Raw genomic sequence first — 18,073 nt, forward strand, 5'->3', positions numbered from 1 at the left:
TGCCATTCTCTGTGCCAAAGGATTTGCCATGTGCGACAAACATGCTTCGACCGTACCCTGCTCCAACGATGGCGCGCAGAGCTCGCGCCGGCGGCGCGTCTGGGAGTTGTCGCATGCGTCGCATTGTCCGCTGGTGGGCGTGGGGTTGCCGTTGAATGGCTTGCGCAAGCTGGTCGAGAAGGTGACCGGTGGGAAGGTGCTGCATGATGATTACGATATTCACGTCGGCACCGTCAGCGAATGCGCATTGCGCACGCCTGTCGCCGATGCGGTTCAGAAAGAGCTTGAACGTCGCTATGCGCAGCATATCCAGCGCTTCCGCGCGGCCAAGACCACCGAGCAGGTCGAGGCCATGTGGGCGGCGGCTGTTGCTGCCGGCGATGTGGCTGGCGCATTCTGGGCTGGCCTGTCGCATCCCCGCTGCACGGTAGCGCTCGAAGAGAAGATGTGCCGCGATATCCACATGGTGCAGCACCAGGCCGGCGCCTGCGCCCGCGCCGATCTCAACAAGTTCAATGCAATCGTTGCCGACAATTCCCGTCTCGAACGCGAGGTCGTTCGCCTGCAGGAACGCTGCAACACGCTGGCGCACGAAAAATCACTCGATGCCGAGCGCCACGAGCAGCTCCTGATGACGGCGCGCGCCGCCACCATTGCCCGGGATGGCGATGTCGCCACCCTGCGCGCCGAGCTGGCGCGTCTGCAAGCCAGCATCCCCGAGCTCGACACCCGCGAGCGCATGGCCGAACGCATCGCGCAACTGGAAGCGCGCGAGCAAGCCCTGCGCGCGCAGGTTGTTGAATTGAAGACATTGCGTGCGGTTGTGCCGGATACCGAGCCGGCCCCCGCAGCGGCAGCGGAACCTGTTGCCGTGCCCGTTGCGATGCCGGTACGGCTGCACAACCGCGCCGTGCTGTGCGTGGGCGGCCGCAGCAGCAGCGTGCCGATCTATCGCACGATGATCGAGCGCGTCGGCGCCCAGTTCGCGCACCACGACGGCGGCCTGGAAGACAGCAGCAGCCAGCTCGATGCCAGCCTGGCCGCGGCCGACCTGGTGATTTGCCAGACCGGCTGCATCAGCCACAGCGCCTACTGGCGCGTGAAGGACCATTGCAAGCGCCATGGCAAGCGCTGCGTGTTCGTCGACAATCCGAGCGTGTCGAGCCTGGCGCGCGGGTTGCAGGAAGCCGCGACTGAAGAGACCCAGGCTAGTTAACGGCATACGTCGCTAATCTATTGCGCGCTCACAACCCTTGTTGCTGTCGTTAGTAAAGAATAACCGATGCACTCAACCCATCGGAGACAGCACATGGCACTCGACGCATATCTACAAATTGACGGCATCAAAGGGGAGTCGGCTGATTCAGCGCACCAAGGCTGGATTGAAATCGCCTCGACTCACTGGGGCGTAACGCAACCCAGAGTCACCAGCGTGTCGACCGCAGGGGGCCACACGGCCGGGCACTGCGAGCATCGCACCCTGTCGCTCACCAAACTGGCCGACCTCGCCTCGCCGGTCCTCATGCAGCACTGCTCGATGGGCAAGACCATCCCAAAGGCCAAGCTGGAGTTCATGCGTGCCGATAGCGACGGCAAGCCTGTGAAGTACTACCAGGTCGAACTGGAGAACGTGCTGCTGTCCCATATGGACCAGGTGATGCATGATGGTGGCCTGCTTCAGGATGAGATCGGGCTATGCTTCTCCAAGGTCAAGTGGACCTACGTCCAGCAGAAGATCGGCGGGGGAGCCAGCGGTAGTACGTCAGGGGGTTGGGATCTCGCCGCCAAAAAGTGTGCATGAGGCCGGACCATGCCGATACCCATTCAACCAAGGGATCAACTTGGCCACTTCATGCTCCCGCAAGCGCCGGAAGAAGCAGGTTACTACGTGTATGGCAATATCAAAGGCGTGCCCGGCACTGGTCATCTGGCCCAATATGCCCACCCGAATATGCTGACCGTTATATTTCAGGTTGAACGCGAGTGGCAGGCAATCGATGACCGAAAATTTGGCATCGGGAACATCAGTGTGGCGGGTGGACTCAGGTTCGACCATGCCACGCACATGAAGGGCATCGACATGGATATCCGCCCGGTCCGCAAAGACAAGCTGGTCGGTCAGGCCGCGCGGTGCTCGTACCGGGACGCGATCTACGATCAGCCAGCTACGATCAAACTGGTCAGCCTGTTTTTGCGACACCCCCTCGTCAAGCTCATCTACTTTAACGACGCCAAAGTACGCGAGGTGTGCGGTCCGCTTGTAAAGCCATGGCGTGACCATGATGATCATCTTCACATCGGACTTTGGGAGCGGCCATGAACATTCGCCTGGCGTGTCTTGCCGGAGCCGTTGTGCTGGCTTCAGTCGCCTCTGCTGGCGATAGCAAGAGCCAAAGCCGGTACCTGGCCAAACCGCTCACCGGAGATTTTTACATGTACGGCGGCAGCCTTGGCGACTCCACCCCTCCGACGGAGAAGGACAGAAAATTATCGTTGATGGTGACAGGGCCGCTTGCCAGGGATTTGTTCGACCATCTTGGCCCCGACATCAAGGACGCCTGTGGCGCCGGACCCGATCAGCGGCAACGTGGCAAAGGCGATCTTAGCTGCATCTGGACGAAAATCGAAGGGTACTCGTGCTACGTCGGCCTTGATGTTCGGACAGGAAAAAGCATGCGAGGGCTGACTTGCTGACCGATTGGTTACACGATCAGACGAAGTGCAGGGAAAAGAAAAAAGGGTTACCAGCCGAAGCCTGTAACCCTTTTTTCTGACTAACTAATTTTGGTGCCGCTGACCGGAATCGAACTGGTGACCTTCGCATTACGAATGCGCTGCTCTACCGACTGAGCTACAGCGGCGAAACCTGTGCTTCGCCTTCCATCGTGCCCGACAAACAAGCCGTCGCTCACGAAAGAGCCGTATTCTAGCAAACAAACCGGCAACCTTGCTAGTGTGTATCGCATCACTTTCGCAAGATTTCCGGTTTGCCTAATTTATCAGCACGCCATCAGGCCCGCCATCAGGCCGCGTGATAGCCCGTAACAACATCCACTTCTTCCTTCGAACCCAAAAACACCGGCACGCGCTGGTGCAGCTTGGTCGGCTGGATATCGAGGATGCGGCTCTGGCCGTCGGTGGCGGCGCCGCCGGCCTGCTCGACGATCATCGCCATCGGATTGGCTTCGTACATCAGGCGCAGCTTGCCTGGCATGCTGGTGTCGCGCAGGTCGGCCGGGTACATGAAGACGCCGCCGCGGGTCAGGATGCGGTGCACGTCGGCCACCATCGAGGCGACCCAGCGCATATTGAAGTCCTTGCCGCGCGGGCCGGTGGAGCCTGCCAGCAGCTCGTCGACGTAACGCTGGACCGGCGGGTGCCAGTGGCGCTGGTTCGACATATTGATCGCGAATTCCTTGGTCGCTGCCGGAATCTGCATATCGCTCTGGGTCAGCACCCACGAACCCTGCTCGCGGTCGAGCGTGAAGCAGTGCACGCCATTGCCGGTCGTGAGCACCAGCATCGTCTGCGGGCCGTACACCGCGTAACCGGCGGCCACCTGCGTGCTGCCTGGTTGAAGGAAGTCCTGCTCGGTCGGGTCCTGCATGCCTTCCGGCGCTTTGAGCACCGAGAAGATCGTGCCGATCGACACGTTGACGTCGATGTTCGACGAGCCGTCCAGCGGATCGAACAGCAGCAGGAACTCGCCCTTCGGATAGCGGCTCGGGATCTGGCGGATGGTTTCCATTTCTTCGGACGCCATCGCGGCCAGGTGACCGCCCCACTCGTTGGCTTCGAGCAGGATCTCGTTGGAGATCACGTCGAGCTTTTTCTGCACTTCGCCCTGGATGTTTTCAGTGTCGGCACTGCCGAGCACTTCGCCCAGCGCGCCCTTGCTCACCGAATAGCTGATGCGCTTGCAGGCGCGGGCCACGACTTCGATCAGCAGGCGCAACTCCGCATTGATGCTCTGGTGCTGGCGTTGTTCTTCCACCAGGTACTGCGTCAAACTTACGCGTTTCATGGGTTCCTCAGGTTGTGTTGAATGTGTTTAGTTGGCCAGCGCCTTGCCGACGATCTCGCGCACGTCGTTCGACAGCTTGACCTGCCCCGCCACCTTCTGCAAGGCTTCGCGCATCTGCCACTGCAGGGCGGGCGCGTAACGGCGCCAGCGGTCCATCGCGCGCGCCAGGCGGCTGGCCACTTGCGGGTTCAGTGCATCGAGTGCGATGACTTGTTCGGCCCAGAAGGCGTAGCCGCTGCCGTCCGGCGCGTGGAACTGTACCGGATTGTTCACGCAGAACATCGCCACCAGGCTGCGCGCGCGGTTCGGGTTGCGCAGCGTGAAGGCCGGATGCGTCATCAGCGCGCGCACGGCGGCCAGGTCGGTGGCTGGGCTTGAGGCCTGCATCGCGAACCATTTGTCCACGACCAGCGCCTCGTTCTGGAATTCGTCATAGAACACGGCCAGCGCATCGGCCGCCTGCGGCACGCGCGCGGCGACCAGGGCAGAAAGCGCTGCGGCGCGGTCGGTCATGTTGTCGGCTTCATCGAACTGGCGCTGCGCCAACGCGACGCTGGCGGCGTCCGGCGCGGCGTTCAGGTAGGCCAGCGCCAGGTTCTTCAGGGCGCGCTTGCCGGCCGAGGCGGCGTCCGGGCTGTAGGGGCCGGGCGTGGCGTTGGCTTCGTACTGCGCCATGAGCTCGCTGCGCAGGCGCGCGCCGAGGTCGGCGCGCACGAACTGGCGCGCGATGTGCACGGCCAGCGGATCGACGCACTCGAGCTGCTCGGCCACCATCGATTCGGATGGCAGCGTCAGGCACTGCTCGCGGAAGGCCGGATCGAGCGTCTCGTCGACCAGGATCTTGCGCAGCGCCTCGATGAAGGTCTCGTCCAGGTTCAGGCTGGCGGCGGCATCGTCCTTGGCGCCCGCTTCACCGGTGAGTTTCAGCAGGCGCTCCATGGCCAGGCGCTGGCCCGCTTCCCAGCGGTTGACCGGATCGCTGTCATGGCTGAACAGGTGCAGCAGGTCGGCATCGGTGTAGCCGCCCTGCAGGATGACCGGCGCCGAAAAGTCGCGCAGCACCGAGGCCACCGGCTGCCCGGTCACGCCCGTGAAGACGAAGGTCTGCTCGGCTTCGGTCAGTTCGAGCACGGCAGTCGTGCCGCGCTGCTGGCCATCGACAACGAGCGGCATGTCGGCGCCGGCGGCATCGAGCAGGCCAACGGCCACCGGGATGTGGAATGGCAGTTTTTCGGGCTGGCCGGGCGTGGCCGGGCACGACTGGAACAGCGTGAGCGTGTAGGTCTGGGCGGCTTCGTCCCAGCGGCCTTCGAAGCGCAGCACCGGCGTGCCGGCCTGGCTGTACCAGCGCTCGAATTGCCCCAGTTCGCGGTTGTTGGCGTCGGCCATCGCGCGGCGGAAATCGTCGCACTCGACGGCTTGCTCGTCATGGCGCGCGAAGTACAGGTCCATGCCCTTGCGGAAACCGTCGACGCCGAACAGCGTCTGGTACATGCGCACGACTTCGGCGCCTTTTTCATACACCGTCACGGTGTAGAAATTGTTGATCTCGACAAACGAGTCGGGCCGTACCGGGTGCGCCATCGGGCCCGCATCTTCCGGGAACTGGGCCTGGCGCAGCGTGCGCACCTGGTCGATGCGGGTGACGGCGCGCCCGGTGGCGGTGCCGATCATGTCGGCCGTGAATTCCTGGTCGCGGAACACCGTCAGGCCTTCTTTGAGCGACAGCTGGAACCAGTCGCGGCAGGTCACGCGGTTGCCGGTCCAGTTGTGGAAGTATTCGTGCGCCACTACGGCCTCGATGCCCTGGAAGTCGATGTCGGTCGCCACGCGCGGGTTGGCCAGCACGAACTTGGTGTTGAAGATGTTCAGGCCCTTGTTTTCCATCGCACCCATGTTGAAGTCGCTCGTGGCGACGATCATGAAGCGGTCCAGATCAAGCTCAAGCCCGTATTTTTCTTCGTCCCAGCGGATGCTGTGCTTGAGCGACTGCATCGCGTAATCGGTCTTGTCCAGGTTGCCGTCCTCGACCCACACCTGCAGCAGTGCGTCACGGCCATCGGCCAGGCGGAAGGTTTCTTCCTGGCAGACCAGTTGCGCGGCGACCAGGGCAAACAGGTACGACGGTTTCTTGAATGGGTCTTCCCACAGTGCATAGTGGCGGCCATCGTCCAGATCGCCTTCTTCGATCAGGTTGCCGTTGGACAGCAGCACCGGATAGCGGGCCTTGTCGGCGCGCAGCATCACGGTGAACTTGGCCATCACGTCCGGACGGTCCGGGAAGAACGTGATGCGGCGGAAGCCCTCGGCTTCGCACTGCGTGAAGAAGTTGCCATTGGACACGTACAAGCCGCTCAGCGTCGTGTTTTTATCCGGTGCACACAGCGACTCGATCTCGAGCACCACCTCGTCCGGCGCCGAGCGGATCGTCAGCAGGTTGTTGGCCAGCGTGTAGTCGCGCTTGCCCAGCAGCTTGCCATTGAGGCGCAGCGCGACCAGCTCGATGTCTTCGCCGTGCAGTTCGATGCCGCGCGTGGTAGCGGCCGGGTTGCGCCGCAGCGTCAGGCGGCTGGCCACGACGGTACGCGCCGGGTCCAGGTCGAAGCCCAGTTCGACGGTATCCACCAGATAGCTGGGCGGGGTATAGTCCTTGCGGAAGATGGTCTGGGGCGTATCGGTGCGCATGGTGGGCTCGGGCTGACACAGTGGATGAGGGGCTTATTTTACCAACAAGCTTTTGGATCGCCGCCGACGAATTGCCATGTATCGCTTTGTATGCACGGTAACCGGGTGTAAAAGTGGCTCCCCTGAATCTCAACAAGGGGTAATCTTGAAGATCGGGGAAAGACCGACAAGACAAACGGGAGATTTGCATGAAACGCTTCATCACCATCGCTCTGGGTACCGCGTTCGCGTTGCTGCTGGGCGGCTGCGCGACGAGCATCCGCAGCGATGTCACCACGTTCCACCAATGGCCGGCGCAGATTGCCGACAAGACCTATGTGTTTGAAGTGCCGTCGCCGCAGGACGATACGCTCGAGTGGCGCAGTTACCAGGACCTGGTGCGCGGCCAGCTGGCGCGCCAGGGCTTCCGCGATGCCAACGGCGCCACGCCGGCGCTGACCGTGGCGATGCGCTTTACCACCACCGAAGTACCGGTGCGCGTGATCGAACCGTTGATGACGCCGTATTTCTATCCGAGCGCGCGCTTCGGCTACGGCGGCTACCGCGGTGGCTTCAACCGCCGCTACTGGGGCGGCTGGTACAGCCCGTTCTACGACCCTTTCTGGGGCCCATATCCGTCGTATCAGACGTCGATCGAGAACCAGTACCGGCGCGAGCTGCAGGTGGCAATCAAGTCGTCACGCGACGGCAAGCGCCTGTTCGAAGTGACCGTGCATAACACGAGCCGCAATATGTCGACACCCGAAGTCATGCCTGCGCTGGTGCAAAGCGCGTTCGAAGGCTTCCCTGGCCAGTCGGGCGTGGCGCGCCGCGTAGTGGTGACGAAGGAACCGGGCGCCTGACCATGCCTTGAAGAGGGACCCGAAAGCCAGGCAACACTGCCTGGCTTTTTTTACGTCCGTCGATTTACCGCTAACTGAAATACGCCTCCGACCCGAACGTGATCGCCACGACCAGCAGCAAGGCCAGCACCAGCACGATCAACAGCCGCCCGAACTTCGGCGTGCCATCGCCCGTTGGCCGCGATGGCGGCGTGAACGGCGCCTCGTCGCGGGTGTCCCTCATGGCAGCAGCACCGTTGAGCCGGTGGTGCGGCGCGATTCCAGCGCGCGGTGCGCGTCGGCCGCTTGCGCCAGCGGGAAGGTCTGGTTGACGTTGATGATCACCTTGCCGCTCGTGACCATCTCGAACAGCTCGGCCGACATCGCCTCGGCTTCCTGCTGATTGGTCATGTAGTCGAACAGGGTCGGGCGCGTGATGTACAGCGAACCGCGTTTGGCCAGCTCGCCAGGCGTGAACGGTTCCACGGCGCCCGAGGCATTGCCGAAGCTGACCATCAGGCCGCGACGCTGCAGGCAGTCGAGCGACGCCGCAAACGTGTCCTTGCCCACCGAGTCGTAGACCACCGGCACGCCGGCCCCGCCCGTGATCTCTTTCACACGCGCGACGATGTCCTCGTCGTTGTAGTTGATGACGTGCGCGGCGCCATGCGCCAGCGCCAGTTCGCCCTTCTCTTTCGAGCCGACGGTGCCGATCAGTTGCACGCCAAGGGCGCGCGCCCACTGGCAGGCGATCAGGCCCACGCCACCGGCCGCAGCGTGGAACAGGATCGTCTGACCGGCCTGCAGTGGGTAGGTCGAGCGAAACAGGTATTGCACCGTCAGGCCCTGCAGCATCATGGCCGCCGCCGTCTCGAACGAGATCGCGTCAGGGAGCTTGACGACGACCGCGGCCGGCATCACGCGCAGGTCGGCGTAGGCGCCGTTGGGCCCGCCCGCGTACGCCACGCGGTCGCCCGGCTGCACGTTGGTCACGCCCTCGCCCACCGCCTCGACCACGCCCGCGCCTTCCTTGCCCAGGCCGCCGGGCAAGGGCTGCGGGTACAGGCCGGTGCGAAAATACACGTCGATGAAGTTCAGGCCGATCGCGTGCTGGCGCAGCAGGATCTCGCCCGGGCCGGGCGCGCCCACGTCGACATCGACATACTCCATGACCTCGGGACCGCCATTGGCGGCGATGCGGATTGCTTTGGCGTGCATAAGTTCTCCTTTGTGTGCACCAAGAATACCGTATTCGTGCTCGCCGGCGGCGAAAGCACCAGCACGCCAGACTGTTGTTTCCATGCCGATTCGCGCCCCCTGCTTGCAGGCCCTTGGACCTTTTTGCAAGGGGGCGCTATGCTAGAATGTCGGCCACTCTTGCATACCGTCTAAGGAATTCTCGACATGGCTGGACACAGCAAATGGGCCAATATCAAGCACAAAAAGGCCGCAACTGACGCCAAGCGCGGCAAGATCTGGACGCGCCTGATCAAGGAAATCACCGTCGCCGCGCGCATGGGCGGCAGCGACATCCCGTCCAATCCGCGCCTGCGCCTGGCAGTCGAGAAGGCGGCCGATGCGAATATGCCGAAAGACAACGTCACGCGCGCCATCCAGCGCGGTTCGGGCGAGCTCGAAGGCGTGAACTACGAAGAAGTGCGCTACGAAGGCTACGGCATCGGCGGCGCGGCGATCATCGTCGAGTGCCTGACCGACAACCGCGTGCGCACCGTGGCTGAAGTACGCCACGCGTTCAGCAAGAACGGCGGCAATATGGGCACCGAAGGTTCGGTCGCGTTCATGTTCCAGCACACGGGCCAGTTCCTGTTCGCGCCGGGCGTCGACGAAGACAAGCTGATGGAAGCGGCGCTCGAAGCCGGCGCCGACGATGTCGCGGCCGACGATGAAGGCGGCTTCGAAGTGCTGTGCGATCCGCACGCCTTCGCGTCGGTGAAAGAAGCGCTCGAAGCGGCTGGCTTCAAGGCCGAAGTGGCCGAAGTCATCATGAAACCCGCCACCGAAACGGTGTTCACGGGCGACGACGCGATCAAGATGCAGAAGCTGCTCGATGCACTGGAAAACCTGGACGACGTCCAGGAAGTGTTCACCAACGCCGTGATCGACGAATAACCTGGTAGGCAATATGAAAATTCTCGTAGTCGGCTCGGGCGGCCGCGAACACGCTCTGGCGTGGAAACTGGCCCAATCAGAACGCGTGCAGACGGTGTTCGTCGCTCCCGGCAACGGTGGCACCGAGCTCGACACGCGCCTGGTGACGGTCGACCTGCACGAGCCGCAGGCGCTGGCCGACTTCGTCGTGGCCGAGCACATCGCGCTGACGCTGGTAGGCCCTGAAGTACCGCTGGCCGCCGGCATCGTCAACCTGTTCCGCTCGCGCGGCCTGAAGATCTTCGGCCCTACCCGCGAAGCCGCGCAGCTCGAGAGCTCGAAGGATTTCGCCAAGTCGTTCATGCAGCGTTACGGCATCCCGACCGCGAAGTACGAGACCTTCTCGGACGCCGCTGCAGCCCACGCCTACATCGACGCCAATGGCGCCCCGATCGTCATCAAGGCCGACGGCCTGGCGGCCGGCAAGGGCGTCGTCGTGGCGATGACGCTCGACGAAGCGCATGGCGCGGTCGAGCACATGCTGGCCGATAACGCCTTTGGCGACGCCGGCGCGCGCATCGTCATCGAAGAATTCCTGGCCGGCGAAGAAGCCAGCTTCATCGTCATGTGTGACGGCAAGAACGTGCTGGCACTGGCCACGAGCCAGGACCACAAGCGCCTGAAGGACCACGATCAGGGCCCGAACACGGGCGGCATGGGTGCGTATTCGCCGGCGCCGATCGTCACGCCGTCGATGCATGCGCGCGTGATGCGCGAAATCATCAACCCGACTATCCAGGGCATGGCGCGCGACGGCATCCCGTTCACGGGCTTCCTGTACGCCGGCCTGATGATCGATGCCGACGGCAATCCGCGCACGCTGGAATTCAACTGCCGCATGGGCGACCCGGAAACCCAGCCGATCATGGCACGCCTGAAAAGCGACTTCGCTACGGTGCTCGAGCACGCCTGCAATGGCACGCTCGACACGGTCGAACTGGAATGGGACCGCCGCACCGCCGTGGGCGTCGTGATGGCCGCTGCCGGCTATCCCGACAGTCCGCGCAAGGGCGACGTGATCGACGGCATTCCGCCCGAAGCGCCGGAATGCGTCACCTTCCACGCCGGCACGCGCGTCGTGGGCGGCACGCTGCAGGCCAGTGGCGGCCGGGTGCTATGCGTCGTGGGTCTGGGCGACAGCGTCAAGATGGCGCAGAAGCGTGCCTACGAAACGGTCGAGAATATCCACTTCAATGGCGCGCAGTACCGGCGTGATATTGGCTGGCGCGGGATCAAGTAAGCGGGGTTGAACTTGGGTTCCCGCCTACGCGGGAACGACGGACTAACAGCCGCCTTGAATATCACGTCAGCATGTTTGCACGTCGTTCCCGCGCAGGCGGGAACCCAAGCCACGCCGACCAGCCTCAGGCGCCAACCGCCTTACAACGAACCACCACGTGCGCAGGTGTACAATCTGCGCTCATTTCATTTCCCGACCGCGATCGTTCCATGCCTTCCCTCCATAGCGCAGCCATCAAGGCCTGGTTGCTCGACCTCCAGGCGCGTATCGTCCAGGACCTCGAACAGGTCGATGGCAAGCCGTTCCTGCGCGATGCGTGGGAGCGGCCCGAAGGTGGCGGCGGCATCTCGCGCCTGATCGAAGAAGGCAATGTGTTCGAACGCGGCGGCGTGAACTTCTCGCACGTGATGGGCGCTGCCCTGCCCCCGTCGGCCAGCGCCGTGCGCCCTGAACTGGCGGGCCGCGCCTGGGAAGCGATGGGTGTGTCGCTGGTGCTGCATCCGCGCAATCCATACGCGCCGACGGTGCACATGAACGTGCGGTTTTTCGAAGCGACCGCAGCCGGCGAAGAGCCGGTCTGGTGGTTCGGCGGCGGCATGGACCTCACGCCGTATTACGGCGATGAGGCCGATGCACGCCACTTCCACCAGAGCTGCCACGACGCGCTGGCGCCGTTTGGCCCGACGCTGCACCCGCGCTTCAAGAACTGGTGCGACGAGTATTTTTATCTGAAGCACCGCAAGGAAGCGCGCGGCGTGGGCGGCATCTTTTTCGATGACCTGAACGAACTGGGTTTCGAGCAGTCGTGCGCGCTGATGCAAAGCGTCGGCAACAGCTTCACCACGGCCTACCTGCCGATCCTGGCGCGCCACAAGGACCGCCCGTACGGCGAGCGCGAGCGCGATTTCCAGGCCTACCGGCGCGGCCGCTATGTCGAATTCAACCTGGTGTGGGACCGCGGCACGCTGTTCGGCCTGCAGTCGGGTGGGCGCACCGAGGCGATCCTGATGTCGATGCCGCCGATCGTGAAGTGGCGCTACGACTGGCACCCCGAGCCGGGCAGCCCGGAAGCGCGCCTGACGACCGACTTTTTGCCGCACCGGGACTGGCTCGCGCCGTGACGGCCTGCATCGCCGTGCTGGGCGGCAGCTTCGATCCGGTGCACCTCGGCCACGTCGCGCTGGGCCAATTGTTTTGCGGCTTGCTGCAGGCGGACGAATTGCGCATCCTGCCTGCCGGCCGCCCCTGGCAAAAGAACGGCATGGAAGCCGGTGACGCACATCGCATCGCGATGCTCGAACTGGCGTTCAGGCCACTGAACAACGACAAGCTGAACGTCGTGTTCGACCTGCAGGAAATTGAACGCATGACGCCAACTTACACGGTCGAGACCCTGCGCGCGCTGCGCCGGGAACTCGGCCCGCAGGCATCGATCGTATTCCTGATGGGCGCCGACCAGCTGCGCAATCTGGATACCTGGAATGAATGGCGCGAACTGTTCGCGCTGGCCAACCTGGGTGTGGCCACGCGCCCGGGTTACGACCTGGCGCAAGAAACCTTGCCACCACCGGTGGCACAAGAATTGTCGACGCGCCTTGCGACGCCCGACACCGTGCGCGCAAGCAGCCACGGAAAAGTTTGCCTCGCACCGACGCTGGACGTCGACATTTCGTCAAGCCGCATTCGTGCGGCCTTGCACGCGGGCCTCGAAGCGGACGCAAACGCGCTCGCGATGGCGCAAGTGCTAGACTATATTCAACAACATAACCTGTACAAAAACTAATGGATCTCAAGAAACTTCAAACCCTCGTCGTTGACGCCCTGGAAGATGTCAAGGGCCAGGACATCGTCATGTTCGACACGACGCACCTGACCAGCCTGTTCGACCGCATCGCCGTCGTCTCGGGCACCTCGAATCGCCAGACCAAGTCGCTGGCCGCATCGGTGCGCGACAAGGTCAAGGCCGCCGGCGGCGACGTCATCGGCATGGAAGGCGAGGATACCGGTGAATGGGTGCTGGTCGACCTGGGCGACATCATCGTCCACATCATGCAGCCGGCCATTCGCCAGTACTATCGCCTCGAAGAAATCTGGGGCGAAAAGCCGGTCAAGCTGGGCGCCGCCAAGCGCAAGTCGACCGCCGAAGGCGCGGAAGCCGACGAAGCCAAGCCGAAGTCGAAGCACCTTGCCGCCAACCAGGACAAGGTCGAGGCCAAGCCGGTCAACGAACGCAAACCGGCCGCCAAGCGCGCTGCCACGGTCGCCAAGACCATCGCTGCCGAAGGCCCTGCTGCCGCCAAGAAGCCGGCTGCCAAGAAGGTTGCCGCTAAAGCTGTCCCAACCGGCAAGACCGTGAAGGTCAACCCGAGCAAGACCGAGACCGCCGCTGTCGAAGCGACCAAGGCCAAGCCGCCAAAGCGCGCCGTGAAAGCTGCCGCGCCGAAAGAAGCGCCAGCGGTCGAAGCGCCGGCCAAGAAAGTGATCCGTCGTATCAAGAAGGATGCCGAGTAAGCGTCCATGCAATTGATCATTGCCGCGGTCGGTCACAAGATGCCGGCCTGGATCGAGTCGGGTTTCACTGAGTACACGAAGCGCATGCCACCCGAGCTGCGCATCGTGCTCAAGGAAATCAAGCCGGTCGAACGGTCGGGCAGCAAGACCGCTGCCACGGCGATGGCCCTCGAACGCGAGCGCATCGAAGCGGTCTTGCCGAAGGGCGTACGCATCATCGCGCTCGACGAGCGTGGCCGCGACCTGACCAGCGTTGGCCTGTCGCAGCAGCTGGAAACCTGGCAACGTGACGGGCGCGACACCGCGTTCCTGATCGGTGGCGCCGATGGCCTCGATCCCGAGCTCAAGGCGCGCGCCGAGGGCCTGATCCGTATTTCCAGCATGACGCTGCCGCACGGTATGGTGCGGGTGATGCTGGCCGAGCAGTTGTATCGTGCCTGGTCGATCACCCAGAACCACCCTTACCACCGGGTCTGAATTTTGCTTGTTCAGTAATTCTTTACCTGCCTGACTGCTTTGCCAGATCGTCCGATTCGATGAGAAACAACCAGAACAAGATTTACCTCGCTTCGAAAAGCCCGCGTCGCCGCGAATTGCTGCGCCAGATCGGCGTCGACTTCGAGCTGATGCTGCTGCGCAGTGATCCGGCCCGCGCGGTCGACGTCAGCGAAGACGTGCTGGCGAATGAAGACGTGCACCATTATGTCGCGCGCGTTGCCAAGGAAAAAGGCGCGTTTGCCTTTAACCTTCTGCTGCAACGGCGCCAGCCGCTGCGCCCGGTACTGACGGCCGACACGACCGTCACGATCGATGGCGAGATTCTCGGCAAGCCAGCGGATAACCGAGAGGCGATCGCCATGCTCGAGCGCCTCTCGGGTCGTACGCACCAGGTGCTGACGTCGGTTGCCGTGCATGCCGAACGTGTGGCCGAGCAAGTCACGCAAGTGTCGAACGTGCGCTTTGCCAAGCTCACGCCGGAACAGATCCGCGCCTATTGCGCCACGCCCGAGCCGTACGACAAGGCCGGCGGCTACGGCATCCAGGGTCCGGCGGCGCTGTTCATCGAGCACATCGAAGGCAGCCACTCCGGTATCATGGGCCTGCCCCTGTTCGAGACCGCCAGTTTGCTGCGCAAGGCGGGCCTGACGGTCTGAATTGATCGCCTTCCCGCCCCGGCGATGCCCCGTGAGCGTGTATCATGATCACCCTGAACAATACGTGCGGCAGGGTCCATGAACGAAGATATTCTCATCAACATCACGCCGCAGGAAACACGCGTCGCGCTGGTTTTGCAAGGCGCGGTGCAGGAACTGCACATCGAGCGCACGCTCACGCGTGGGTTGGCGGGGAATGTCTATCTGGGCAAGGTCGTGCGCGTGCTGCCAGGCATGCAGTCGGCCTTCATCGACATCGGCCTGGAGCGCGCCGCATTCCTGCACGTGGCAGACATCTGGGAAGCGCGCAGCCACGACGGCAGCAACGTGCCCCCAACTGCGATTGAAAAACTGCTGTTCGACGGTCAGGTACTGACCGTCCAGGTCATCAAGGATCCAATCGGCACCAAGGGCGCACGCCTGTCGACCCAGATTTCCATCGCCGGCCGCATGCTGGTGTATTTGCCGCAAGACCAGCATATCGGCATCTCGCAGAAGATCGAAAAGGAAAGCGAACGCGAACGCCTGCGCACGCGCCTGCAAAGCTTGCTGCCGCCCGACGAAAAAGGCGGCTACATCGTGCGCACAATGGCTGAAGAAGCGCCGGACGACGACCTGGCCGCCGACGTCGACTACCTGCGCAAGACCTGGGGCGCCATCGTCCAGGGCGCCCGCACCCGGCCACCGACCACCCTGCTCTATCAAGACCTGTCGCTGGCCCAGCGCGTGCTGCGCGACTTCGTGCATGACGAAACCGCCACCATCCAGGTCGACTCGCGCGAAAACTACCTGAAACTCGTCGAATTTGCGCAGGTCTACACACCGAGCGTGCTGTCGCGCATGGCGCACTACACGGGCGAGCGGCCGCTGTTCGACCTGTATGGCGTCGAAGAAGAAATCCTGCGCGCGCTCGGGCGCCGTGTCGACCTGAAATCGGGCGGCTACCTGATCGTCGACCAGACTGAGGCGATGACGACCATCGACGTCAACACGGGCGGCTACGTTGGTGGGCGCAATTTTGCCGACACAATATTCAAAACGAATCTGGAATCGGCGCACGCCATCGCGCGCCAGCTGCGCCTGCGCAACCTGGGCGGCATCATCATCCTCGACTTCATCGACATGGAGAACAACGAGCACCGCAACCAGGTGCTCGCCGAGCTGAAGAAAACCCTGGCACGCGACCGCACCAAGGTCTCCGTGAGCAATTTCTCGGCGCTGGGCCTGGTGGAAATGACGAGGAAGCGCACGCGCGAATCGCTGGCCCACATCCTGTGCGAACCGTGCCCGGCCTGCTCCGGCAAGGGCCAGGTGAAAACCAGCCGCACGATCTGCTACGAAATCCTGCGCGAACTGCTACGCGAAGCCAAGCAGTTCAACCCGAGAGAGTTCCGCATCGTCGCCTCGCAAGAAGTGATCGATTTGTTCCTGGAAGAAGAGTCGCAACACCTGGCCATGCTGGGGGACTTCATCGGCAAGCGCATTTCGCTGCAGGTCGAGAAGGGGTATCACCAGGAACAGTATGATGTGATTTTGATGTAGCCATGGACTTGCTGCCCGCCCGCTGGCTCACAACCTGGGCAGCCCTGAACCTGACCCCACCCACCGGCTTGTGCGAGCAATTACTGCGCGCGTGGGACGAACCCCAGCGCCATTACCACACCCAGCAACACCTCAACGAATGCCTGGCGCTGTTCGACACGCTGCGCGCGCATGCCGAGCAGCCTGCCGACATCGAGCTGGCCCTGTGGTTCCATGACGCCATCTACGACGTGCAGGGCCACGATAACGAAGCACGCTCGGCGCACTGGGCCATTGACGCATTAAAGGCCGGCGGCGTCGATGCGGCGCGCTGCCAGCGCGTGCATGACCTGATCATGGCCACCTGCAACACCGCCCTGCCCGCCTCGCCGGATCAGGCTTTGCTGGTCGACATCGACCTGGCCATCCTGGGCGCGCCCGCTGCGCGCTTTGCCGAGTACACGCGCCAGATCGGCGCCGAATACGCGTGGGTGCCGCCACAGGTCTACGCCGTCAAGCGCCGCGCCGTGTTGCAGGGCTTTCTCGCCCGCGAACACATCTACTCCACGCCGGTCGTCGCGCAGCGCCTTGAGCAGCGCGCCAGAGACAATCTGGCCAAGGCCATTTCATCGTTCTGAACAACGATCCATCAACAGGCAACAAGATTGATCCAGATCGATTGCAGCCTGCTTGACGAACGCGCCTGCAAACCTATTGAGATCCAGTCCATCCAAGCTGCATGGTGCGCCGTTGCTGCCACCCGCGAACAGACACGCAGCCAACATGCGCGCGTGATTTTGCGTACGTTCTCATCGGTTCCGCTTGACTTGCGTCAGCAAAATACTTAGCGTCTCACAACAGGCAGCAGGAAACTCATCCCTTTTTGGCGCGTGAACCACAGGTGATTGCCATGCGAACCCGACTCCGCAATCGTCACAGCAAAGCACCGGACCAACTGCGCGATGCCTTGGCGCCGTCGCGCTATGCCGATGTGGTTGCCGATGACGGACTCGAAGCATCCATGCGACAGCTGACCGAAGGGCAAATGCTCGTCAACCAGGCACTGGTCGAAAAAATCATCGCCTGCCAGCATTCCGAAGCATCGTTACGCGCGTCCGAACAGCAACTGCATTCATTACTGGCCCACCAGCGCGCCAGCAGTGAAGCCGAGCGCAAGCGGATCTCGCGCGAGATCCACGATTGCCTTGGCCAGAACCTGCTGGCCTTGCGGCTCGACATCGTCTCCCTGCACCAGCAAACGGACGACCAACGTGGCCGTCTGCACGATTGGGTGAGCGCGGCGCTGGGCAATGTCGATGAGACGCTACGCACCGTCAAGCACCTGCTGAGCGAACTACGGCCTGCCGGCCTTGAGCTGGGCGTCGTGGCCACGCTGGAAATCGAGGCGCGCAAGTTCACCCGTGCGAGCGGCATCGCCTGCGACGTGCAGGCTGACGGGCGTCTCGACGATCTGCAGATCGATGAAGATATCCTGATGAGCTTGTACCGCGTGCTGCGCGAGTCGCTCGACAATGTGTGTCGCCATTCGCTTGCCAGCCGGGTTCAGCTACACTTGGTCAGCGCGGACGGCATGCTTGAACTGAGCATCGGCGATAACGGCGTCGGGTTCAACCCGCAGACGCCACGCAAGTCCGGCAGCTTTGGCCTGGCGACGCAGCAAGAGCAAGTCGCGGCACATGGCGGCACACTGGTCATCAATAGTGCCCATACGCAAGGCTCTCGCCTCATTGTGCGCCTGCCATTGATGGCGCAACAAGCCGGTATGAAGCGCGTTGATCGGTTGACGTAGTGGCTTGCTGACACCCTTATTGCGAAGCCGCACTGTGTCCTCCATGCAGATCAATGCCGCACGACTATCTTGTTTATTTTGGAGCAAGCCAACGATTGAAAATCCTGATCGATATCATAGGAATAATTAAATACTGAT

19 protein-coding genes and 1 tRNA gene are annotated in these 18,073 nt (G+C 62.8%); 15 read left to right on the top strand and 5 right to left on the bottom strand.

Annotation, left to right across the window (positions count from 1 at the left end; translation table 11 throughout):
* Nucleotides 1-28: 28 nt before the first annotated feature.
* From NX775_RS08045 to NX775_RS08060, 4 genes are all read left to right on the top strand, one after another.
* Nucleotides 29-1,216 (top strand): DUF2325 domain-containing protein, encoded by a 1,188-nt coding sequence (locus NX775_RS08045; protein WP_258835524.1) that lies wholly within the window; start codon nucleotides 29-31, stop codon nucleotides 1,214-1,216.
* A 93-nt stretch (nucleotides 1,217-1,309) separates the two neighbouring features.
* Nucleotides 1,310-1,801, top strand: coding sequence for an Hcp family type VI secretion system effector (locus NX775_RS08050; RefSeq protein WP_258835525.1), 492 nt, complete (start codon nucleotides 1,310-1,312; stop codon nucleotides 1,799-1,801).
* A 9-nt stretch (nucleotides 1,802-1,810) separates the two neighbouring features.
* On the top strand, nucleotides 1,811-2,320 hold the full coding sequence (locus NX775_RS08055; RefSeq protein ID WP_258835526.1) for a penicillin-insensitive murein endopeptidase: 510 nt from the start codon (nucleotides 1,811-1,813) through the stop codon (nucleotides 2,318-2,320).
* The gene (locus NX775_RS08060) at nucleotides 2,317-2,694 is read left to right on the top strand and encodes a hypothetical protein (protein ID WP_258835527.1); all 378 of its coding nucleotides are present in this window, start codon (nucleotides 2,317-2,319) and stop codon (nucleotides 2,692-2,694) included. Before NX775_RS08055 ends, NX775_RS08060 begins: the two co-directional genes overlap by 4 nt.
* Nucleotides 2,695-2,785: 91 nt before the next feature.
* On the opposite strand, the gene NX775_RS08065 is transcribed toward NX775_RS08060, so the two are convergent.
* The 3 genes from NX775_RS08065 to pepN all read right to left on the bottom strand — a co-directional run bounded on the left by NX775_RS08065 (nucleotide 2,786) and on the right by pepN (nucleotide 6,709).
* Nucleotides 2,786-2,861 (bottom strand) — tRNA-Thr (locus NX775_RS08065).
* Nucleotides 2,862-3,022: 161 nt separating this feature from the next.
* Complete coding sequence (locus tag NX775_RS08070; protein WP_258835528.1) at nucleotides 3,023-4,024, bottom strand: class 1 fructose-bisphosphatase; 1,002 nt, start codon at nucleotides 4,022-4,024, stop codon at nucleotides 3,023-3,025.
* Nucleotides 4,025-4,051: 27 nt separating this feature from the next.
* Complete coding sequence (pepN, locus tag NX775_RS08075) at nucleotides 4,052-6,709, bottom strand: aminopeptidase N (RefSeq protein WP_258835529.1); 2,658 nt, start codon at nucleotides 6,707-6,709, stop codon at nucleotides 4,052-4,054.
* A 188-nt stretch (nucleotides 6,710-6,897) separates the two neighbouring features.
* On the opposite strand from pepN, the gene NX775_RS08080 reads away from it, so the two are divergent.
* On the top strand, nucleotides 6,898-7,551 hold the full coding sequence (locus NX775_RS08080; RefSeq protein ID WP_258835530.1) for a DUF4136 domain-containing protein: 654 nt from the start codon (nucleotides 6,898-6,900) through the stop codon (nucleotides 7,549-7,551).
* A 70-nt stretch (nucleotides 7,552-7,621) separates the two neighbouring features.
* Here the strand turns inward: NX775_RS08080 and NX775_RS08085 are convergent, their stop codons facing one another.
* Nucleotides 7,622-7,774 carry a hypothetical protein gene (locus NX775_RS08085; RefSeq protein WP_258835531.1) on the bottom strand — a complete coding sequence of 51 codons (153 nt, stop codon included), beginning with the start codon at nucleotides 7,772-7,774 and terminating at the stop codon, nucleotides 7,622-7,624.
* Nucleotides 7,771-8,748, bottom strand: coding sequence for a quinone oxidoreductase family protein (locus tag NX775_RS08090; protein ID WP_258835532.1), 978 nt, complete (start codon nucleotides 8,746-8,748; stop codon nucleotides 7,771-7,773). The genes NX775_RS08085 and NX775_RS08090 overlap by 4 nt, the downstream gene beginning before the upstream one ends.
* A 186-nt stretch (nucleotides 8,749-8,934) precedes the next feature.
* Here NX775_RS08090 and NX775_RS08095 point away from each other — a divergent pair, with 186 nt between their 5' ends.
* From NX775_RS08095 to NX775_RS08140, 10 genes are all read left to right on the top strand, one after another.
* A complete protein-coding gene (locus NX775_RS08095) occupies nucleotides 8,935-9,660 on the top strand; it encodes a YebC/PmpR family DNA-binding transcriptional regulator (protein ID WP_183556443.1) in 726 nt (241 codons plus the stop codon).
* Nucleotides 9,661-9,673: 13 nt separating this feature from the next.
* A complete protein-coding gene (purD, locus tag NX775_RS08100; RefSeq protein ID WP_258835533.1) occupies nucleotides 9,674-10,939 on the top strand; it encodes a phosphoribosylamine--glycine ligase in 1,266 nt (421 codons plus the stop codon).
* A gap of 209 nt (nucleotides 10,940-11,148) precedes the next feature.
* The gene (gene hemF / locus NX775_RS08105) at nucleotides 11,149-12,060 is read left to right on the top strand and encodes an oxygen-dependent coproporphyrinogen oxidase (protein ID WP_258835534.1); all 912 of its coding nucleotides are present in this window, start codon (nucleotides 11,149-11,151) and stop codon (nucleotides 12,058-12,060) included.
* Nucleotides 12,057-12,722 carry a nicotinate-nucleotide adenylyltransferase gene (locus tag NX775_RS08110; RefSeq protein ID WP_258835535.1) on the top strand — a complete coding sequence of 222 codons (666 nt, stop codon included), beginning with the start codon at nucleotides 12,057-12,059 and terminating at the stop codon, nucleotides 12,720-12,722. The genes hemF and NX775_RS08110 overlap by 4 nt, the downstream gene beginning before the upstream one ends.
* Nucleotides 12,722-13,450, top strand: a complete 729-nt coding sequence (rsfS, locus tag NX775_RS08115) for a ribosome silencing factor (RefSeq protein WP_183556439.1) — start codon at nucleotides 12,722-12,724, stop codon at nucleotides 13,448-13,450. The genes NX775_RS08110 and rsfS overlap by 1 nt, the downstream gene beginning before the upstream one ends.
* Before the next feature lie 6 nt (nucleotides 13,451-13,456).
* Nucleotides 13,457-13,927 (top strand): 23S rRNA (pseudouridine(1915)-N(3))-methyltransferase RlmH, encoded by a 471-nt coding sequence (rlmH, locus tag NX775_RS08120; RefSeq protein ID WP_183556438.1) that lies wholly within the window; start codon nucleotides 13,457-13,459, stop codon nucleotides 13,925-13,927.
* A 59-nt stretch (nucleotides 13,928-13,986) separates the two neighbouring features.
* Nucleotides 13,987-14,604 carry a Maf family protein gene (locus tag NX775_RS08125; RefSeq protein ID WP_258835536.1) on the top strand — a complete coding sequence of 206 codons (618 nt, stop codon included), beginning with the start codon at nucleotides 13,987-13,989 and terminating at the stop codon, nucleotides 14,602-14,604.
* A gap of 78 nt (nucleotides 14,605-14,682) precedes the next feature.
* Nucleotides 14,683-16,146, top strand: a complete 1,464-nt coding sequence (rng, locus tag NX775_RS08130; RefSeq protein WP_258835537.1) for a ribonuclease G — start codon at nucleotides 14,683-14,685, stop codon at nucleotides 16,144-16,146.
* A gap of 2 nt (nucleotides 16,147-16,148) precedes the next feature.
* Nucleotides 16,149-16,763 (top strand): HD domain-containing protein, encoded by a 615-nt coding sequence (locus NX775_RS08135; RefSeq protein ID WP_258835538.1) that lies wholly within the window; start codon nucleotides 16,149-16,151, stop codon nucleotides 16,761-16,763.
* Between the two features lie 272 nt (nucleotides 16,764-17,035).
* A complete protein-coding gene (locus tag NX775_RS08140) occupies nucleotides 17,036-17,935 on the top strand; it encodes a sensor histidine kinase (protein WP_258835539.1) in 900 nt (299 codons plus the stop codon).
* The last annotated feature ends 138 nt before the right edge of the window (nucleotides 17,936-18,073 follow it).

It is taken from the genome of Massilia aurea (assembly GCF_024753205.1).
GTDB lineage: Bacteria > Pseudomonadota > Gammaproteobacteria > Burkholderiales > Burkholderiaceae_D > Telluria > Telluria aurea.

Coding starts and splice junctions, on each gene's coding strand:
- NX775_RS08045 (WP_258835524.1), top strand. CDS start 29: ATGTGCGACAAACATGCTTCGACCGTACCCTGCTCCAACGATGGCGCG.
- NX775_RS08050 (WP_258835525.1), top strand. CDS start 1,310: ATGGCACTCGACGCATATCTACAAATTGACGGCATCAAAGGGGAGTCG.
- NX775_RS08055 (WP_258835526.1), top strand. CDS start 1,811: ATGCCGATACCCATTCAACCAAGGGATCAACTTGGCCACTTCATGCTC.
- NX775_RS08060 (WP_258835527.1), top strand. CDS start 2,317: ATGAACATTCGCCTGGCGTGTCTTGCCGGAGCCGTTGTGCTGGCTTCA.
- NX775_RS08070 (WP_258835528.1), bottom strand. CDS start 4,024: ATGAAACGCGTAAGTTTGACGCAGTACCTGGTGGAAGAACAACGCCAG.
- pepN (WP_258835529.1), bottom strand. CDS start 6,709: ATGCGCACCGATACGCCCCAGACCATCTTCCGCAAGGACTATACCCCG.
- NX775_RS08080 (WP_258835530.1), top strand. CDS start 6,898: ATGAAACGCTTCATCACCATCGCTCTGGGTACCGCGTTCGCGTTGCTG.
- NX775_RS08085 (WP_258835531.1), bottom strand. CDS start 7,774: ATGAGGGACACCCGCGACGAGGCGCCGTTCACGCCGCCATCGCGGCCA.
- NX775_RS08090 (WP_258835532.1), bottom strand. CDS start 8,748: ATGCACGCCAAAGCAATCCGCATCGCCGCCAATGGCGGTCCCGAGGTC.
- NX775_RS08095 (WP_183556443.1), top strand. CDS start 8,935: ATGGCTGGACACAGCAAATGGGCCAATATCAAGCACAAAAAGGCCGCA.
- purD (WP_258835533.1), top strand. CDS start 9,674: ATGAAAATTCTCGTAGTCGGCTCGGGCGGCCGCGAACACGCTCTGGCG.
- hemF (WP_258835534.1), top strand. CDS start 11,149: ATGCCTTCCCTCCATAGCGCAGCCATCAAGGCCTGGTTGCTCGACCTC.
- rsfS (WP_183556439.1), top strand. CDS start 12,722: ATGGATCTCAAGAAACTTCAAACCCTCGTCGTTGACGCCCTGGAAGAT.
- rlmH (WP_183556438.1), top strand. CDS start 13,457: ATGCAATTGATCATTGCCGCGGTCGGTCACAAGATGCCGGCCTGGATC.
- NX775_RS08125 (WP_258835536.1), top strand. CDS start 13,987: ATGAGAAACAACCAGAACAAGATTTACCTCGCTTCGAAAAGCCCGCGT.
- rng (WP_258835537.1), top strand. CDS start 14,683: ATGAACGAAGATATTCTCATCAACATCACGCCGCAGGAAACACGCGTC.
- NX775_RS08135 (WP_258835538.1), top strand. CDS start 16,149: ATGGACTTGCTGCCCGCCCGCTGGCTCACAACCTGGGCAGCCCTGAAC.
- NX775_RS08140 (WP_258835539.1), top strand. CDS start 17,036: ATGCGAACCCGACTCCGCAATCGTCACAGCAAAGCACCGGACCAACTG.